Source organism: uncultured Campylobacter sp., from assembly GCF_905372745.1.
Classification (GTDB): domain Bacteria; phylum Campylobacterota; class Campylobacteria; order Campylobacterales; family Campylobacteraceae; genus Campylobacter_A.
On record NZ_CAJPQR010000009.1, the window covers coordinates 1 to 16,397 of the forward strand.

The 16,397-nt window shown below is 46.2% G+C and carries 18 protein-coding genes; 5 read left to right on the forward strand and 13 right to left on the reverse strand.

Translation table 11 applies throughout. The features are described from left to right. Positions 1-44: 44 nt before the first annotated feature. The 7 genes from QZ157_RS03865 to QZ157_RS03895 form a co-directional block, all read right to left on the reverse strand. Positions 45-800 (reverse strand): glycosyltransferase family 25 protein, encoded by a 756-nt coding sequence (locus QZ157_RS03865; RefSeq protein WP_295142055.1) that lies wholly within the window; start codon positions 798-800, stop codon positions 45-47. After that, the gene (locus QZ157_RS03870) at positions 797-2,311 is read right to left on the reverse strand and encodes an MATE family efflux transporter (protein WP_295142056.1); all 1,515 of its coding nucleotides are present in this window, start codon (positions 2,309-2,311) and stop codon (positions 797-799) included. Before QZ157_RS03870 ends, QZ157_RS03865 begins: the two co-directional genes overlap by 4 nt. Further along, entirely contained in the window at positions 2,311-3,543 is a 1,233-nt protein-coding gene (gene tviB, locus QZ157_RS03875; RefSeq protein WP_295142057.1) for a Vi polysaccharide biosynthesis UDP-N-acetylglucosamine C-6 dehydrogenase TviB, read from the reverse strand. The genes QZ157_RS03870 and tviB overlap by 1 nt, the downstream gene beginning before the upstream one ends. After that, positions 3,540-3,983: an ecotin family protein gene (locus QZ157_RS03880; protein ID WP_295142059.1), complete on the reverse strand. Its 444-nt coding sequence runs from the start codon at positions 3,981-3,983 to the stop codon at positions 3,540-3,542. Before QZ157_RS03880 ends, tviB begins: the two co-directional genes overlap by 4 nt. Next, entirely contained in the window at positions 3,980-5,302 is a 1,323-nt protein-coding gene (locus QZ157_RS03885) for a UDP-glucose/GDP-mannose dehydrogenase family protein (protein WP_295142061.1), read from the reverse strand. Before QZ157_RS03885 ends, QZ157_RS03880 begins: the two co-directional genes overlap by 4 nt. Beyond that, positions 5,299-6,285 carry a UDP-glucose 4-epimerase GalE gene (gene galE, locus QZ157_RS03890; RefSeq protein WP_295142063.1) on the reverse strand — a complete coding sequence of 329 codons (987 nt, stop codon included), beginning with the start codon at positions 6,283-6,285 and terminating at the stop codon, positions 5,299-5,301. Before galE ends, QZ157_RS03885 begins: the two co-directional genes overlap by 4 nt. A gap of 77 nt (positions 6,286-6,362) precedes the next feature. Continuing rightward, entirely contained in the window at positions 6,363-6,566 is a 204-nt protein-coding gene (locus QZ157_RS03895; RefSeq protein ID WP_122866393.1) for a hypothetical protein, read from the reverse strand. Between the two features lie 107 nt (positions 6,567-6,673). Here QZ157_RS03895 and QZ157_RS03900 point away from each other — a divergent pair, with 107 nt between their 5' ends. Next, positions 6,674-6,952: a helix-turn-helix transcriptional regulator gene (locus QZ157_RS03900; protein ID WP_295142227.1), complete on the forward strand. Its 279-nt coding sequence runs from the start codon at positions 6,674-6,676 to the stop codon at positions 6,950-6,952. Between the two features lie 306 nt (positions 6,953-7,258). Here the strand turns inward: QZ157_RS03900 and QZ157_RS03905 are convergent, their stop codons facing one another. The 4 genes from QZ157_RS03905 to QZ157_RS03920 form a co-directional block, all read right to left on the reverse strand. After that, positions 7,259-8,167, reverse strand: a complete 909-nt coding sequence (locus QZ157_RS03905) for a DNA ligase (protein ID WP_295142068.1) — start codon at positions 8,165-8,167, stop codon at positions 7,259-7,261. Next, the gene (locus tag QZ157_RS03910) at positions 8,164-9,222 is read right to left on the reverse strand and encodes an NAD-dependent epimerase (protein WP_295142071.1); all 1,059 of its coding nucleotides are present in this window, start codon (positions 9,220-9,222) and stop codon (positions 8,164-8,166) included. The genes QZ157_RS03905 and QZ157_RS03910 overlap by 4 nt, the downstream gene beginning before the upstream one ends. A gap of 75 nt (positions 9,223-9,297) precedes the next feature. Beyond that, positions 9,298-10,026, reverse strand: a complete 729-nt coding sequence (locus tag QZ157_RS03915) for a hypothetical protein (protein WP_295142074.1) — start codon at positions 10,024-10,026, stop codon at positions 9,298-9,300. 125 nt (positions 10,027-10,151) lie between these two features. Further along, the gene (locus QZ157_RS03920; protein ID WP_295142076.1) at positions 10,152-11,069 is read right to left on the reverse strand and encodes a 3'-5' exonuclease; all 918 of its coding nucleotides are present in this window, start codon (positions 11,067-11,069) and stop codon (positions 10,152-10,154) included. Positions 11,070-11,132: 63 nt separating this feature from the next. On the opposite strand from QZ157_RS03920, the gene waaC reads away from it, so the two are divergent. From waaC to rfaQ, 4 genes are read left to right on the forward strand one after another with little or no spacing between them, the layout of a single operon-like run. Beyond that, the gene (gene waaC / locus QZ157_RS03925) at positions 11,133-12,119 is read left to right on the forward strand and encodes a lipopolysaccharide heptosyltransferase I (protein WP_295142078.1); all 987 of its coding nucleotides are present in this window, start codon (positions 11,133-11,135) and stop codon (positions 12,117-12,119) included. Continuing rightward, positions 12,112-13,005 carry a lipid A biosynthesis lauroyl acyltransferase gene (locus QZ157_RS03930; protein ID WP_295142080.1) on the forward strand — a complete coding sequence of 298 codons (894 nt, stop codon included), beginning with the start codon at positions 12,112-12,114 and terminating at the stop codon, positions 13,003-13,005. Before waaC ends, QZ157_RS03930 begins: the two co-directional genes overlap by 8 nt. Beyond that, positions 12,999-13,772: a glycosyltransferase family 2 protein gene (locus QZ157_RS03935; protein WP_295142082.1), complete on the forward strand. Its 774-nt coding sequence runs from the start codon at positions 12,999-13,001 to the stop codon at positions 13,770-13,772. Before QZ157_RS03930 ends, QZ157_RS03935 begins: the two co-directional genes overlap by 7 nt. Next, on the forward strand, positions 13,769-14,857 hold the full coding sequence (rfaQ, locus tag QZ157_RS03940) for a putative lipopolysaccharide heptosyltransferase III (RefSeq protein WP_295142085.1): 1,089 nt from the start codon (positions 13,769-13,771) through the stop codon (positions 14,855-14,857). Before QZ157_RS03935 ends, rfaQ begins: the two co-directional genes overlap by 4 nt. Positions 14,858-15,043: 186 nt before the next feature. Here the strand turns inward: rfaQ and QZ157_RS03945 are convergent, their stop codons facing one another. After that, on the reverse strand, positions 15,044-15,457 hold the full coding sequence (locus QZ157_RS03945) for a hypothetical protein (RefSeq protein WP_295142088.1): 414 nt from the start codon (positions 15,455-15,457) through the stop codon (positions 15,044-15,046). A gap of 75 nt (positions 15,458-15,532) precedes the next feature. After that, positions 15,533-16,360 (reverse strand): hypothetical protein, encoded by an 828-nt coding sequence (locus QZ157_RS03950; protein WP_295142090.1) that lies wholly within the window; start codon positions 16,358-16,360, stop codon positions 15,533-15,535. Between the last annotated feature and the right edge of the window lie 37 nt (positions 16,361-16,397).

Below are 16,397 nucleotides of genomic sequence, written 5' to 3' on the forward strand. Positions count from 1 at the left end.
ATTATTGATTTTATAAATTTTGAGCTTTATAATCGCTTAGTTTCTTATCTTTTAAATATCCGCTCATAGCCTAAAATTGCCGCTTCAAAGCGCGTTGCGGCGACATATTTTAAGCTGTTTAGGCGAGCTAGAGGCGAGACTTTTGTCTGCGCTCTTTGCACCCGCTCGGCTTGGATATTCGAGCCCGATAGATCAGTTGGATGCGCGAAGATATCGCTAAAATACATCTTTAAGCCGTTTTGTAAAAGCAAAATCCGCCAAAAATCAGCCACGCAAAGCGCCTTTTTGTGCGTTTGCAAGATCTTTTCCGCCGCGCGCCTATCAAGCACGTAGGCCGCCGCTCTGTAAATCGTGCCGTAAGATCGCTTTGAGACTAGCCAAAAATCATCTTCTAGCTTTTTACCAAAGGCGCTAAATCGCCCCTCCAGCCCGTCTTGCGCGCCGCAAATGAGAGCCGAACCCTCATCCATCTTTGCAGCCGTTTCAAACGCCTTTTTCACGCCATCCTCGTCTCCGATAACGTCGTCTTCTAAAATGAGAGCAAACCGGGCGTCGCTTTTTAAAAACTCCTCGTAAGCGCGCACGTGAGAGAGCGAGCAGCCGACCTCGGACGGGCTTAACAGCCTGCCGTAGGCCTCGAGGCTAGCTAGCGCGTAGCCATAGTACTCCTTTGCGCTCATCGCTCTACCGTCGGTCGCTTCGACGAGCTTAAATTTGTCATAATTTTTAAACCGCTCTTTTAACTTTTCACGCCGCACTACGTCGCTTTTTAGCGAAATAACGAATACTAAATTTTTCATCTTTTAAACTTCGATTTGATTTTATTTATCACGATTAGTTGCTCTCTTTTATCAAATATCAAAAATAGGCTCGCGGCGTAACCGAGCGCAAGTAAAACCGCCGAATACGCGGCAAATTCGCTCCAGCTTGAAATCTGCACGAAATTTCGCAGCCAAAAAAACAGCCCGCAAACAGCTACAAAAACGGCCAAATTTTTAAAATAAACGCCATAAAAAGTGGTAAGCGGCAAGCTCAAATTTAAGGCGGCATTTATGAGGTCAAACCCCAAAATGCGCACCGAATAAAGCGCGGCGCCAACGGCCGTCATACCGTAAATACCGTAAGGCGTAAATTTAAGCACGGCAATCTGCGCCAAAATCGTGCCCGCGCCCAAAATCGTGTTTGCTATCGCTGGGCGTTTTAGTTTATTCGTCGCGCTGTCGAGATTAAAAAGCGAAAAAACGTAGCTGATAAATATAATCGGCACTAGAGTTATCATCGAGAGATTATAGATTAGATTTATCTCGTCCGCGCTTTTAAAAGGCAACCAAAGCGTGTAAAATTCGCGCCCGAAAGCCACGAAAATAGCCGCCGGTACGCTCATAACAAAAGCCGTAACTCGCATCGAAAATTTAGCCTCCGCAACAAGCGCGATCAAATTTGATTTGGAGTAGTGCTCGACGAATTTTGGCGCAAATATCGCGCTAAGCTGCGCCACGAAGCTCTCTAAAATGATCGGAGCCGCCTTTGAAACGGCTAAAATTCCCGTCGCGTTGCCGCTTAAAAAGATGTTGCAGATAAACAGATCCATACCGCTCATAAGCACGCGGTTTAGGGCGTTAAAGCTATTATAGACGCCAGATTTCAAAAGCTCTTTTATCCGCGCAAAGTCAAATTCGCGTGGGTTAAATTTAAGCTCCGGAGTAATGCGGCGCGAAACCCAAACGCTCGTAAAAAAAACAAATAGCGACGCGACTAGAGCGGAGATCGCGATATAGGCGATCATCGGCCTGAAAAAATAAAAAAGCGCCACGATGAGAGCGGCCAAAATGGCGCTAGATGCCGCGTTGCGAACGGAGATGATGTAGAGCTTGTTTTTGATAAACATCGAGACGCTGATGACGCCGTTAAAAAGCCCGACGCAAAAATTTATAAAATAAAACGCGAAAGTAAGCCGTACGTCGCCTAACAGCGCACCGCTCACGTTTAGCACGCTTTGTAAATTTAAGATAAAAATGCCAGCGCCCAGCAAAATAAGAACGCAAAAAAAGATATTTACGACTAGAACCGACGAGTAGTAGGCGTTAGCCGCGCGCGTGCCCCCTCTGTGCCACTCGTACGCGACGAAGCGGCCGCTAACCGAGTTTATCGCAGCGGTTACGACCAAAGCGTAGGCCACGATAGCGTTAGACAGCCCGACAAAGCCGTAGGCTTCGTTGCCTAGGCTCTTTAGGATGTAGGGCGTGAGGAAAAAATTTATCCCCATCGAGACGATAAAAACGACGATGGAGCTGATCAAATTTACGAGCATTACAGCCTTGCGTCGGCGTTTTCGTAAACGTTTTTGATATCGTAAACGAGAGCTTTGCTAAATTTTAACCCTTTAAATTTATCGTGAGCGACGGCGATCACTACGCAGTCGTAGTCCGCCTCGTCAAAGCTTTTTAGAGGCGTCAAGCCGTATTCGCGCTTCACCTCGGTTTCGTCCGCCCACGGATCGTAGACGTCCACGCGACAACCAAAATCCCTAAGCTCCTCGATCACGTCTATCACGCGCGAGTTGCGGATGTCGGGGCAGTTTTCCTTAAACGTAAGCCCAAGCACCAAAACGCGAGCCGAATTTATCAAAACGCCCCTTTTTATCATTAGTTTTACGACCTGATCGGCGGCGTATTTGCCCATATTATCGTTTATACGGCGACCTGCTAGGATCATTTCCGGATGAAAGCCAAGCTCCTGCGCCTTGTGCGTGAGGTAATAAGGATCCACGCCGATGCAGTGGCCGCCCACTAGTCCCGGGCGGAAATTTAAGAAATTCCACTTCGTGCCCGCCGCCTGCAAAACAGCGTTCGTGTCGATGTTCATCTTGTTAAATATCATCGCAAGCTCGTTCATAAAGGCGATGTTTATATCGCGCTGCGTGTTTTCGATGACCTTTGCGGCCTCGGCGACCTTGATAGTAGGCGCTTTGTGCGTGCCGGCCGTTATGATCGAGCGGTAGACCTCATCGACCTTGTCGGCGATTTCCGGCGTCGAGCCGCTAGTGATTTTTTTGATTTTAGTTACGGTGTGCTCTTTGTCGCCCGGATTTATGCGCTCAGGCGAGTATCCGCAGAAAAAGTCCTCGTTAAATTTAAGCCCGCTTTGCTCAAGCAGCGGCACGCAGATCTCCTCCGTAACGCCCGGATACACGGTGCTTTCATACACGACGATATCTCCCTTTTTTAGCACCTTTGCGACGCTTTGCGTGGCTTTTACGACGGGCGTCAAATCAGGGCGCTTGTTTTTGTCTATCGGCGTCGGGACGGTAACGATAAAGAAATTACAATCCTTTATATCGTCCAAATTTAGGCTAAATTTCATACCGTTTTCTATCGCTTTTTTCATCTGCTCGCCGCTAAGCTCTAGCGTGCGGTCAAACCCGCTTTTAAGCTCCTCGATGCGGGCAGCGTTTACGTCAAAGCCCGTGACTTCGTATTTCTCGCTAAACGCCGCCGCCAAAGGCAGCCCGACGTATCCTAGTCCGATAACGGCTATTTTCATTTATTTTTCCTTTTTAATTTTTTTGGTTCTATCGTTTTTACGCGTTCATACACTCTTATTTCCGCGCCTACGCCTTGCGGAGTTATGATTTTAATAGGGCTAACGCCAGGTAAAATTTGAGTGAACTCATAATAAACCCGCCTATTTTTCTTTCCGTCCTTGCAGAGCATCATCGTTTGCGCTAGCTCGTCACCGCCGCTAAATTCGTAATAAATCCCGCGCGCGTCCTCTTTTTCCTCGAGCTTTCCGCCGAGCAAAAAGGCGAAGTTGCAGTCGATTTGCATCTCTTTAAAAAACGCGACTTCGTATTTAAAATAATCAGGCGGCATCTTTGAGATAGGTAGCTCAAAAATATTTTCCTCGGTTTTTGCCGCATTTTCGCCAGCCAAAAGCGCAAATGGCAGCGCGCAAGCCGCGATAAAAAGTAAAATTTTCCTCATGATTTCACTCCTATTTGGAAATACTTAAAGCCCAAATTTGCCAGATTTCTCGCGTCGTATTGATTGCGTCCGTCAAAGATCACGGCGTTTTTTAGCCGTTGTTTCATCTCTATAAAATCAGGCGACCTAAACTCGCTCCACTCGGTAACAAGCGCGAGCGCGTCGGCGCCGTTTAGCGCGTCGTATTTGTTTGGGGCGAATTTTAAATTTGAGTTAGGTAGATATTTTTTAGCTTCGTTTGCGGCTTTTGGATCGTAGGCGACGACGTTTGCGCCCGCGTTTTCTAGCGCCTTTATAAGCACTAGCGAGCTAGCTTCGCGCATATCGTCAGTGTTTGGTTTAAACGCTAACCCCCAAATCGCCACCGTTTTGCCGCTCAAATTTCCGCCGAAAAATGCTGAAATTTTTTCAAAAAGTACCGTTTTTTGCGCCGCATTTCTGGCCTCCACCGCGCTTAAAACCTGCGGTTCAAAGCCGTTTTGTCTGGCGGTGTAGATGAGCGCCTCGACATCCTTTGGAAAGCAGCTACCGCCGTATCCGCAGCCAGGATATATAAAGCTATAGCCGATGCGAGAGTCGCTGCCGATGCCTTTTCGCACCAAATTTACGTCCGCTCCCACGCGCTCGCAGATACCTGCGATCTCGTTTATGAAGCTGATTTTAGTCGCTAGCATCGCATTTGCGGCGTATTTGGTCATCTCGGCCGATTTCACGTCCATAGCGATAAATCTATCGTGATTTTTCATAAACGGCGCGTAAAGCTCGCGCATGACGTTTTGACCCCACTCGCTGCTAGCGCCCACTACGACGCGATCGGGCTTTAAAAAGTCCTCGACCGCCGCGCCCTCTTTTAAAAACTCGGGGTTTGAGACAACCTCAAATTTGACGTCCATATTTCTCTTTTTTAGCTCGCCTGCGATCACTTCGGTTACCTTTTCCGCAGTGCCTACTGGGACGGTTGATTTATCCACGACGATTAGCGGCGAGGTTAAATTTTGCCCGATGCTTTTTGCGACTTCTAGCACGTAACGTAGATCAGCCTGCCCGTCCGCGCCCATAGGCGTGCCCACTGCGATAAATAGCACGCTAGCGTGTGCTAAGGCCTCTTTTATATCGACGCTAAATTTGAGCGCGCCGTTTGCCCTGCACTCGGCCACGATCTCGCCAAGACCCGGCTCATAAATCGGTATGATGCCGTTATTTAGCGCGTTTATCTTGGCTTCGTCCACGTCCACGCATATGACGTCGTTGCCCATTTTAGCTAGGCACGCGCCGCTAACTAGCCCCACGTAGCCAGTGCCTACGACTGCGATCCTCACAGCCTTTTCTCCCAGTCAAGCGCGGTTTTTATGATGAGCGATAAATCCTCTCTTTTAGGCTGCCAGTTAGTTAAATTTCTTATCTTTTCAGGCTTTGCGATGAGGCACGCTGGATCGCCCTGCCTGCGAGGCGAGTTAATAACCTTAAAATCAACCCCGCTTACTTTTTTAGCCGTTTCTATAACCTCTTTTACGCTAAAGCCGCGGCCGTAGCCGACGTTAAAGATTTCGCTTTTTTCGTGCTCGCTTAGATACTCTAGAGCGCTTAGATGCGCGTCGGCTAGGTCGCTCACGTGGATGTAATCTCTCACGCAGGTGCCGTCTGCGGTTGGATAGTCGCTGCCGAAAATTCCCATACTCTCGCGCTTGCCCAGAGCCGTCTGCGTCGCGACTTTGATTAGATGCGTGGCGTTTGGATAGTTTTGCCCGATGAGCCTCTCTTCGTCGGCGCCCGCGACGTTAAAGTAGCGCAAAATCGCAAATTTGAAATTTTCATTTGAGGCGGCGTAGTCTTTGATGATCCACTCGCTCATTAGCTTGCTTCGGCCGTACGGATTTATCGGATTTGCCGCGGTTTGCTCATCGACCTCGCCGATTTCTGGCTCGCCGTAAACCGCCGCGGTAGAGCTAAATATAAATTTATTTACGCCGTACTCTTTGCAATAGGTTAAAATTTTAGCTACGTTTGCGGTGTTGTTTAGGTAGTATTTTAGCGGATCTTGAGTGCTTTCAAAAACCTCGATAAATGCGGCAAAATGGATAATCGCGTCAAATTTGCCCTCCGCAAAAATCCCGCTTAAATCATCTTCCAAATTTGCCTTTACGAACTTAAATTTACCGATTTTCTCAAGCGCGTCAAGCGCCTTTGTAGTGCCTTTGCAGAGATTATCCACGACCGTTATCTCGTGTCCGCCTTGCTTTAAAAGCGCCTTTAGCACGTGAGAGCCGATGTAGCCCGCTCCGCCTGTTATTAAAATTTTCATTGTTTGCCTTTTTGCTTTTTAGTTTGTGGAATTATATCAAAACAAATAACTGGAGGGGCTTAAAATAAAACTACAATTTAGTATTCACAATAATTATTTCCAAAAAATACGGTATATATTTTATTGTCGCTACCGCGGTAATATCCAACATAGCCCATTTGATAACCAACTTGTTCATAGTTGCAGTCTAAAAGCGTTGCATACATTCCATTAATTTGATAAGCATAAACGCTACTTTCAAATCCCAAAAACACCAATAATGGCACTAAAACTTTTTTCATCATCCGCTCCTTAAAAAAATTACTGCTATAGGAATAATCGCCATAGCAAGTTGATAAAGAATTATATGATAAATAAACTTATAGAAAACTTTTCTATAGGAATGGGCGTGTTAAATTTACCTGAGATAACGACAGAAGAGGAAAACGAGCAGTTTTTTGATACCGTAGCTTCAAATGTAAAAAGGATGCGGCAAGAGAAAAATCTAAGCCAGCTCGAAACGGCTCTAAGTATAGGCCAGGCCTCGGGCGGATTTTACGCAAATATGGAAAACAACGCACACGGCAAGCACTTTAATCTACTTCACCTTTTTAAGCTTTCAAAACTTTTTAACTGCGATATAAATGAATTTTTTAAGGAAATTTCCAAGCAAGACGGTGGCATGTAGAGTTAGATTAGGCATTAAATTTAATTTGAAATGAGCATCAAGAATAGCAAATCCAAATGTAAATTTTTAATGAAACGATGTTTGTATCTTTTAAACTAGCAGAGCGCAAATCAAGGCGATAAAAGAAGCCAAATTTAACCAAAAGACCGTCAGAATTCTTAAAATTTGAGTCCAAGCAAGCATCAAAGCGGCAAATTTGTCCGAAAGCGCTTCGTAAATTTAGCCGCCCTATCACACGCTTAGCGTAAATTTACGGCACCCTTCTCAAAGCAAACAAGCGGACAAATTTGCCCAAAACAGCTAAATTTAATCCTCTCTAACCCGCAAAAATACCGGAAATCTCGGCACTCCTTTCGCGGTTAAATTTTGATATTTATAGGTTAGTATAGAGCCGATTTTAGGCGGGTTTGCGCGGTTACGATCGCTAAAGCCCGAGCCTACCTTAAATTTGACTCCGTGCGGGATCTGCTTGTCTTGGGTTGAGCCGGCCGCGCCGAGCGATTTGCATGTTACCGAGCCCATGAGTCCCGCATACTTACCCGTGCCCGCATTTATCGCCGTTACTTCGCACTCGGCGTCTTTAAATTTTTTATATTTCAGCGCATTTTTGCTTCGTTTTCGCTCGTAGGGCACGTTTGGCTCGCGCACGACCGCACCCTCTCCGCCATTTGCGATGACAGCCTCCGCAAACGCCTCAAATTCGGCGTTATCTTTTACTTTTACTTGTTTGATTATCTTTAAATTTTGCCCTGCCTGCGGATTTTTTAGGATAAATTTTTCAAGCTCGCTAAGGCGCCCTAAAAGCCCGCCGCTAGCCTCAGGCACGTCAAAAACGTGAAATTTGATCTCGCTCCACGCCGTAACATTTGGCGTTTTATCCATCACGGTTGATTGGATTTTTTCAAATTCGCCCCGAGCCGTATAGAGCTCGCCGTCAAGTGCAAACGGCGGAAAATGCGTGCTCCAGCCCTCAGGCGCGGCTAGAATTTTGCCGTTGCGCGAGAGCAAATTTCGCCCGTCCCAGTAGGCGCGCACGCCGTCTAGTTTCTCGCTAACCAGCCAGCCGCCGACGTTTTGGCCTTTGTATTCGCTAAGTTTTAAAAGCTCAAATTTAGCCTTTTTAGCGGTATCTACACCCGCGTCGCTTATGTTTTTGCTCTGCGCCGCCAAAGCAAAATTTAAAAAGGCGGCGATCAAGAGCGCGAAAAATCTCAAATTTTAACCCCGTAAAACTCGCAGTACCACTCGATAAACCTCGCTACGCCGTCATTTACGCTAGTGTTTGGCTTGTAGTCAAAGTCCGCTACCAGATCGCCCACGTCCGCATAGGTCGCAGGCACGTCGCCGGCTTGCAGCGGGAGGAAGTTTTTCTCTATCTCGCGGCCGATTTTTAGCTCGACAGCCTTGATGTAGTCCATGAGCTCGACGGGGTTATTGTTGCCGATATTATAGACCTTAAACGGCGCGCTTGAGGTGGCGGGATCGGGATGCTTCGCGTCCCACGCGGGATTTGGTTTTGCGGGGTTGTCGATGCATTTTATGATGCCCTTTACGATGTCGTCCACATAGGTAAAGTCGCGCTTCATCTTGCCGTAGTTAAAGACGTCGATTTTCTTGCCTTTTAGCGCGGCATCTACGAACAAAAACAGCGCCATATCAGGGCGTCCCCACGGACCGTAAACGGTGAAAAATCGCAGTCCCGTAGTCGGCACGCCAAATAGATGCGAATACGTATGCGCCATCATTTCGTTGCTTTTTTTGGTCGCGGCGTATAGGCTGATCGGGTGATTTACGCCCTCGTGCGTGCTAAAGGGCATATTTTCGTTTAGGCCGTAAACCGAGCTCGAGCTTGCGTAGACTAAATTTTTAGTTTGGTTGTGGCGGCAGCATTCAAGGATGTTCATAAAGCCCGTAATGTTGCTGTCGATATAGGCTTGCGGGTTTATTAGCGAGTAGCGAACGCCCGCCTGCGCGGCTAAATTTACGACGCAGTCAAATTTCTCGCTCTCAAATAGCCTCTTCATCGTCTCGGCATCGACCAGGTCAGCTTTTATAAATTTTAAATTAGGCTGCGTTTTTGAGCTTATCAGCTTGCCCTGCTCAACCTCACTCACGTCAAAATCGGCCGTTTTTAGACGTGCAAGCTTTAAATTTACGTCGTAGTAGTCGTTTATCACGTCGTATCCGACGACCTCGTCACCTCTTTTTACGAGGGCGTTTGCCAAGTGAAACCCGATAAATCCCGCCGTTCCGGTTACTAAAATTTTCATGTTTTTCCTTTGTGATTTGACGCTATTTTAGCGTATTTTAAAAATCAAAGCTCGTAAATAAAATTAGCGTCAACTCTACGAACAACGCGCTAAGCCGAGCAAACATCCAAGCCCCCAACCTACGAAAAAAGTACCGTAAAAAGCCGCCCCGACTACAAATACGGCGGGAAAAGCCACTATCATCCCCGCGCTAGCGACGGGCAAACCAACGATCATCGCGGCACCGCCGAGATCTATCCCCGCACCGCCGCTGCTTGCGCCTATTTTTTCGCAATCTACATTCGTATATACTTTGATTGGATTTTGAAATTTACCCGAGGTTAAAATTTCTTTTCTTTTAGCGTCGCTTATGTTTGCCGTACTTCCGCTCAGATAGTAATAACCGGTTATATATCCGGACTCCAAAAAGCTTTTTATAGTCTGAGACCCTTGCATATTTTTGCTTGGATCAAACATCTCAAAAGACGCTTTTAGCGCAGCATATCTCTCATCCGAAAATAGCTTTTTATCAAGAAAAATGACGTATGTTCCGACCATCTTTTCATCGTTGCCGTATATGCAAATAGACGCAAAATCGTCTTTTATGTCATTTGCAAACTCGCTAGCGTAAAAGTGTTTGGCTTCGTTTATTTTTGCCGTTTCGTTTAGCCTAAAGCTATATTTGTCGCCGACGACGTAGTATCCGTCGTTATACGCATAAAGTCCTTGTATCTCGTCTATTTTTTTGACGCCGGCGCTTTTATCTGCGCAACCTGAAAATAGCAATGCAAATATCGCCGAAAAAGCTACGATCTTTTTATACATCGATTATCCTTTTATTTTATAAATATTAAACTATCTATACTTGCTGAAATTAAATTACGCTTTAACAAAAGCAAGCCGTTTAAATTTAGCCAAACCGGTAAAATACGCTAAATTTGCGCCCGTTCTTACTGCTCGTCTAAATTTATCTCGGGCATATTTTCTTCGGTGTAGTACTCCTCTGTCCCGGCTTGCTCGTCGTCATCATTAAGCTCCGGCTCGTCCTCGTAGTTTTGCGTTTCAAGGCGCACCAGCTCGCGCTCCACAGCCTTGCAAAACACCGGCGTATAGCCCATCTGAGCGCAGTTTGCCCCGAGCCACTCGCTCATCACCGAGATGTCGTCCGCGTAATCATCAAGCGTCAAATTTCCGCGCAAAAGCTCGTATTTTAGGAAAAGCCAGTAGGTGTTTAGCACGTCGCTTTCGCAGTATTCGTTGATCTTATCTATCTTGCCGTCAAAAAACAGCTCCATCACCTGATCGCCGTGCACGTCGTATTTGCCTGGTAAATTTAAGCTAGCGCAGAGCGTATCGAGCTTTAGCCCGCGCACGGAGCCAAACTCGCTCACGTGGTCAAGCAGATCAAAGTGAAATTTGCCGCTGTACCTGTCGCGGTAGTTGCCGTCCCATTTGCCTTTACCGAGCTCCTTGTTTTCGACCTCGTAAAAGCTCGGAAACGAGACGTTGTACCTCATCGCGCGAGTTAAAATCATCGGCAGGTCAAAGCCCCGCCCGTTAAAGCTCACGAGGCGCGGATTGTACGAGTTTACGAAACCGATAAATTTATTTAGGATTTCGCGCTCGTTTGCGCCTTTCATAGTGCTTACGCGCAAAAATTTACCGTACTCGTCCGCCATCACCGCAGAGATCGCCACGACGCGGTGAAACATCACGGGCAAAAACTCGCTTCCGCTTGCTGCCTTTTGCGCGGCAAACGCCTGCCTCGCCACCTCCGCGTCGCTTCCCTCATACCCGTAAATTTTACGCAAAAGTGCGGTATCGGGCACCGTCTCGCAGTCAAAAACGCAGATATAATTTTTAGCCATTTCAAACCTTTTTTAGCTATTTTTGCCTAAAATGATAGCTAAAAATCTTTATAAAAGCGGTAAATGAGTAAAAATTTAAGCCCAAACATCGCCGTTATCAAGCTCTCCGCTCTGGGCGACATCGTCCATGCGGCGACCGTGTTGCAGTTTATCAAAAAGCACTTGCCGCAAGCCAAAATTACGTGGTTTGCCGACGCTAAATTTAGCGAAATTTTATTTCTTTGCCCGCAAATTTCGCGCGTCGTATCGCTACCGCTAAAAAACGGCGAATACAAAAAAAGCTTGGAGCTGATCGCCTCTGCTAAGAAAGAGGGCAAATTTGACTACGTTATCGACTTGCAAGGGCTTATCAAATCCGCCGCGGTTGCGAAACTTCTTGGCAAAAACGGTTACGGATTTGATAAATTTAGCGTCAAGGAACCGCTTGCGGCGCTGTTTTACAAGCATAAATTTAGCTGCGACTACGGAGAAAATATTATCTTGCGAAATTTGGGCCTTACGGCTTTTGCTTTAGGCTTTAGTTTTAGCGAGGATGAAATTTTAGCCAAACAGCCTTGTTTTAGCGTTTCTCAAAGTAAATCACAAAGCTTAAAAAAGAAAATTTTGATAGCGCCCTTTGCTAGCGAGCCGAGTAAAATTTACGATAAATTTGGAGACGTTATCGCTCTGCTAGACGAGCCGCAAAATGAAATTTTCGTCTGCTTTAACGGCGAAAAAGAGGAGAAAAAAGCCATAAATTTGATCAAAAACTCAAACGCGAAAATGCTAAATTTGAGCCTAAAAGAGCTCGTGAGTTTTATCACAAGCTGCGATCTAGTTATCGGCAACGATAGCGGCGTGACGCATATCGCCTGGGCGCAAAATCGCCCCTCTATCGCGCTTTTTGGCAACCGCCCCGCAGAGCGAAACGCCTTTGCTAGCCCCGTAAATTTAACACTAGACGCAGGCAAGAAAATAGACGCGAAAAAGATAGATAAAAGCGACTTTTGCGTGCGAGATATCGCGCCGCAGACTATCGCAAACGCGGCAAAAAGGCTACTTGATGCGTGATTTGTTCTACCTTTGGCTTTATAGATTTTTTAAATTTATTTTTACCGCTACGCCCGCGTTTTTGCTGGATCCTTTTTTAAATTTCATCGCGTTTTTGTTTTATAAATTTGACGCCAAGCACACCAAAATCATCAGAGCAAATCTAAATTTCGCCTACGCGGGCGAGCTTACGGCCACGCAAAAAGAGCAGATCATAAAAGACACGTACCGCAACTACGCCAAATTTGCGGTAAATTTTATAAAAAACCAAAACGCGAGCAAGGAAAAAATCCTAGAAAAAGTCGAATTTAAAAACGAGCAAATCTTTCAAAACGCGCTTGCCTCTGGCCGCCCGATCATCGTGCAAACGGCGCACTACGGGCAGTGGGAGCTCTTTTCGCTGGCGATGGCGGCAAAATTCGGCGGCGTTAGCATCGTCGGACGCGCTCTTGATAGCGCGGTCATGCAGCGCATTTTGGCGGCAAACCGCACCCGCTTTGATATCGAGCTCATCGATAAAATGGGCGGCGCCAAGCAAATCCTAAAAGCGGTCAAGGCGCGCCGATTAGTCGGTATCCTAGTCGATCAAAACACCGCCAAAGACGAGGGCGTAGAGGTCAAGTTTTTCGGACGAAAAGTCCTGCATACGCCTGCGGTTAGCATATTCGCGCAAAAAACGGACGCACTCATCGTGCCAGCCTTTATCCGCGAAAAAGGGCGCAACCTTAGCGAAATTTGCTTTTTCCCGCCGATTGACGTTAAGGATTTTGATAAAGACGAAGCCGTGCTAAAGGCCACGCAAGCTCAATCAGACGCCACCGAGGCCGCCGTACGCGAGAAGCCGGACGAGTACTTTTGGTTTCATAAACGCTTTAAGCATTTTAACGAGGAAATTTATAAATGCTAAGCGTCGTAATCCTCACGCTTAACAGCGAAAAATACCTCGCCGAGGTGCTAAAAAGCTGCGAATTCGCAGACGAAGTCGTCGTGGTTGACAGCGGCTCGCAGGATGCTACGGAGCAAATTTGCTCTGGGTTTAAAAACGTCAAATTTCACAAGCAAAGATGGCTGGGATTTAGCGCGCAAAAGCAGCTGGGAGTGGATCTAGCTCGCAATCGCTGGGTTTTCGTGCTGGATAGCGACGAGGTGATTTTAGAGCCTTTGCGGGAGGAAATTTTGCAGGTTTTGCAGCGCCCCGAGTTTTGCGCATACGAGGTGGCGCGCGCAAATATATTTTTCGGCAAAGAAGTGCGCACGATGGGGCTTTACCCGGACTACACGGTTAGGCTTTTTGACAAGACGCGGGCGGAGTTTGACGGGCGAGAGATACACGAAAAGGTCGTTTTAAAAAGCGCGGCAAAAACGGGCGATCAAATCCCGGCCGACGCTGCAAACGGCGCAAATTTAACCGCCGCTAAAAATCAAATCGGCAGGCTAAAAAACCACTTCAAGCACTATGCCTACGACAGCATCGAGCAGTTTATCGCTAAGCAAAATCGCTACTCGAGCCTTGGCGCAAAGGGCGCAAAATCAAGCAAATTTAAGGCCGTTTTAAATCCCGCGTGGACGTTTTTTAAGCTATTTTTCCTAAAAGGCGGCTGGCGCGAGGGCTGGCGCGGCTACGTGATAGCAAGGCTTTATGCGCAATACACATTTTGGAAGTACGTAAAATGAAAGATAAAAAAATCAAAATCCTAGTTATGAAATTTAGAAACATCGGCGACGTGCTGCTCACGACTCCGCTCATCGAAAACTTGCGCCGCATCTACCCTGACGCGCAGATAGATTTCGCGCTAAACAAGGGCACCGAAGCGATGATCGAGGGTAACCCCAACATCCAAAACATCCATATCTACGACCGCGCAAATATAAAAGAGGTCGGCTTTTTCAAGCGACTTTGGCGCGAGCTAAAGTTTATCCGTGCTATCAAAAAGCAAAAATACGACATCGCCGTGCAGACCACGACGGGCGACCGCGGCATCATCGTCGCAAAATACGCCAAGATAAAAACCATCGTGGGCTTTGAGGGCAAAAATAAAACCGTAAACAAAATAATCACGCACAAAGCCCCTAAAATAGGCGGCCTGCGCCACACCGTGGATAGAAATCTAGACGCCTTAGCCGCGCTCGGGCTTGAGCCTAGCGGCAAAAGAGTCAGCGTGTATTTTGATCCAGAGTGCATCAGTCATCTAAATTTACCGCCTAAATTTATCCACGTGCATCTAACTAGCCGCTGGATGTTTAAGTGCGCGGACGACGAAACTATGGCTGCGATAATCGACTTTTGCGAAGGGCTTGGCGTGCGCGTAGTGCTGACGGCCGATAACAACGACGCCGAGCTAAAAAAGCTGGACGACGTCCTGGCGCTATGCTCCTCTAGCCCCGTAAATCTGGGCGGCAAACTCACCCTAAAGCAGACCGCAGCGCTATCAAAGCGCTCTGCGATGTTTATCGGCGTGGATACGGCGATCATGCACCTAGCCGCAGCCAACGACGTGCCCGTGATCGCGCTGTTTGGGCCTAGCGGGGCGTTTGAGTGGGGGCCGTGGGATAACGATCTAAACGAAAACGGCTACACGCAGCGCAACGGCAACCAAACTATGGGTAAGCACGCGGTATTTCAAAAAGACTGGGACTTCGTGCCGTGCGACAAAGAGGGGATGATAAAGCACGGCGTGGAGCGAACACTGATGAGATTTGAGGGCGAGGAGCTAGAAGCGATAAAGAGCAAAATCAGGGAAAATTTAAGCCAAAGCTAAGTAGGCTTTGTAAAATTCGGCCGCTTTGGCTAAATTTTACGAGCGAATTTGAGCCGCAAGCGGTAAATTTGGCTGTTTTGGTCAAATTTGGTGATTAAATTTATCGGCCGGGCTTGTCATAAAGTCAAATTTGATTTGAACGCCGGCCGTCAAATTTGAACTTCTTGATTTTATAAATTTGGGTGCTTAAATTTGACGCCTAAGCCTTCTTTTCATAAACATATACGAGATTACGAAAACGAGCAAACAAACGGGCGCAACGATAATAAACGCTATACTCCAGACTGCCGCACGCTCACTCCAAAAATACCCTGCTGCGAGGCACGCCAAAAAGCCGCCGTAAAAAGCGCCGAGCGATAAATTTTCTACCGAAAAAAGTAGTAAACTAAGATTTGGATTTTTTACAAACAGCTTGCTTGGCTTGAAATCTTTATACCTTTTGAGCAGATACCAAAGCAGCGCGCAAGCTAAAATCGCAAATGTTGCCGCAAAAACGGCAATCCTTAGCGTGCCATCGAAAGGCAAAACCGCCAAAATCAAAGACGTCACCCACCAAGCGAGCAAGAAAACCATCGGCACCGCCAGCAAATATCTCGCCATCCTGCGAAATTTATACCTTTGTTCTGGTTTTATCCTTTTTCGGCTAATTTCGTTAAGATAAAATTTCGACTAACTTTATCCGCCGTGAATCCACATATCCAGCTCCTGTTCCGCCGGGGCTTTGATATCAAAATCTATATTTCCGCAATTATCGTATGAGAATTTACGTCGCAGATTTTTCATATGGGTATAAGCCAAGACTTCGTTAAGGCTTTCTAAGTTCTCATATCCGTTTTTTATTCGTATTAAATTTTCTTTGCTTTTGATTTTTGTTAAATCTTCTTTATTGTTAAGCTCGATATACCAACTTATATAACCAGGTCTGGCATAATTAACAAAAAATTTATTCTCTTTTATTAAAAATGATTTTTCTAAAAACATTTTTCCGTTATGAAATGGATTTTTCTCTTCCGATAAGATAATAGGCTGTCTAAAGCCCAAAATTTCATCCTTATATACAAAATATTTTGATAGATCGGAGATATCTATTTGCGTCTTGTCTTTTATCTCATAATCAAAACTCTTTCTGTCGGTATTTTCAACTAAAAAATCAAACCAGTTTTCTTCATTGAAATCGCCGATTAGATAGAGCTTGGAGATGTGCGCCGTATAAAAACTATGGCCGAAATTTTTTATATCGTGCTCATCGATAATGGTATTTCGCAGAACCTCATAGTCGTGATATCTTTTAAAATAATTTGTAGCGGCATTTTGAAGCAGCTCTTCGTTGCTTAAAATTCTATTCTCTTTTAGACAATATCCCTTTTGATATTTGTAATAGCTAAAAATAGTAACTACGCAGGAGCCTTGCGAAGTGGAGTAATCCGGCACGATGCGGATAAACAGGGTGCAGAAAAGTAGCGCCGTGGCTATGATTTTAAATTTATATTTGCGAAATTTCATCACGATCCTTTAGACGCCAAAGCGAGCAAAAACCTCG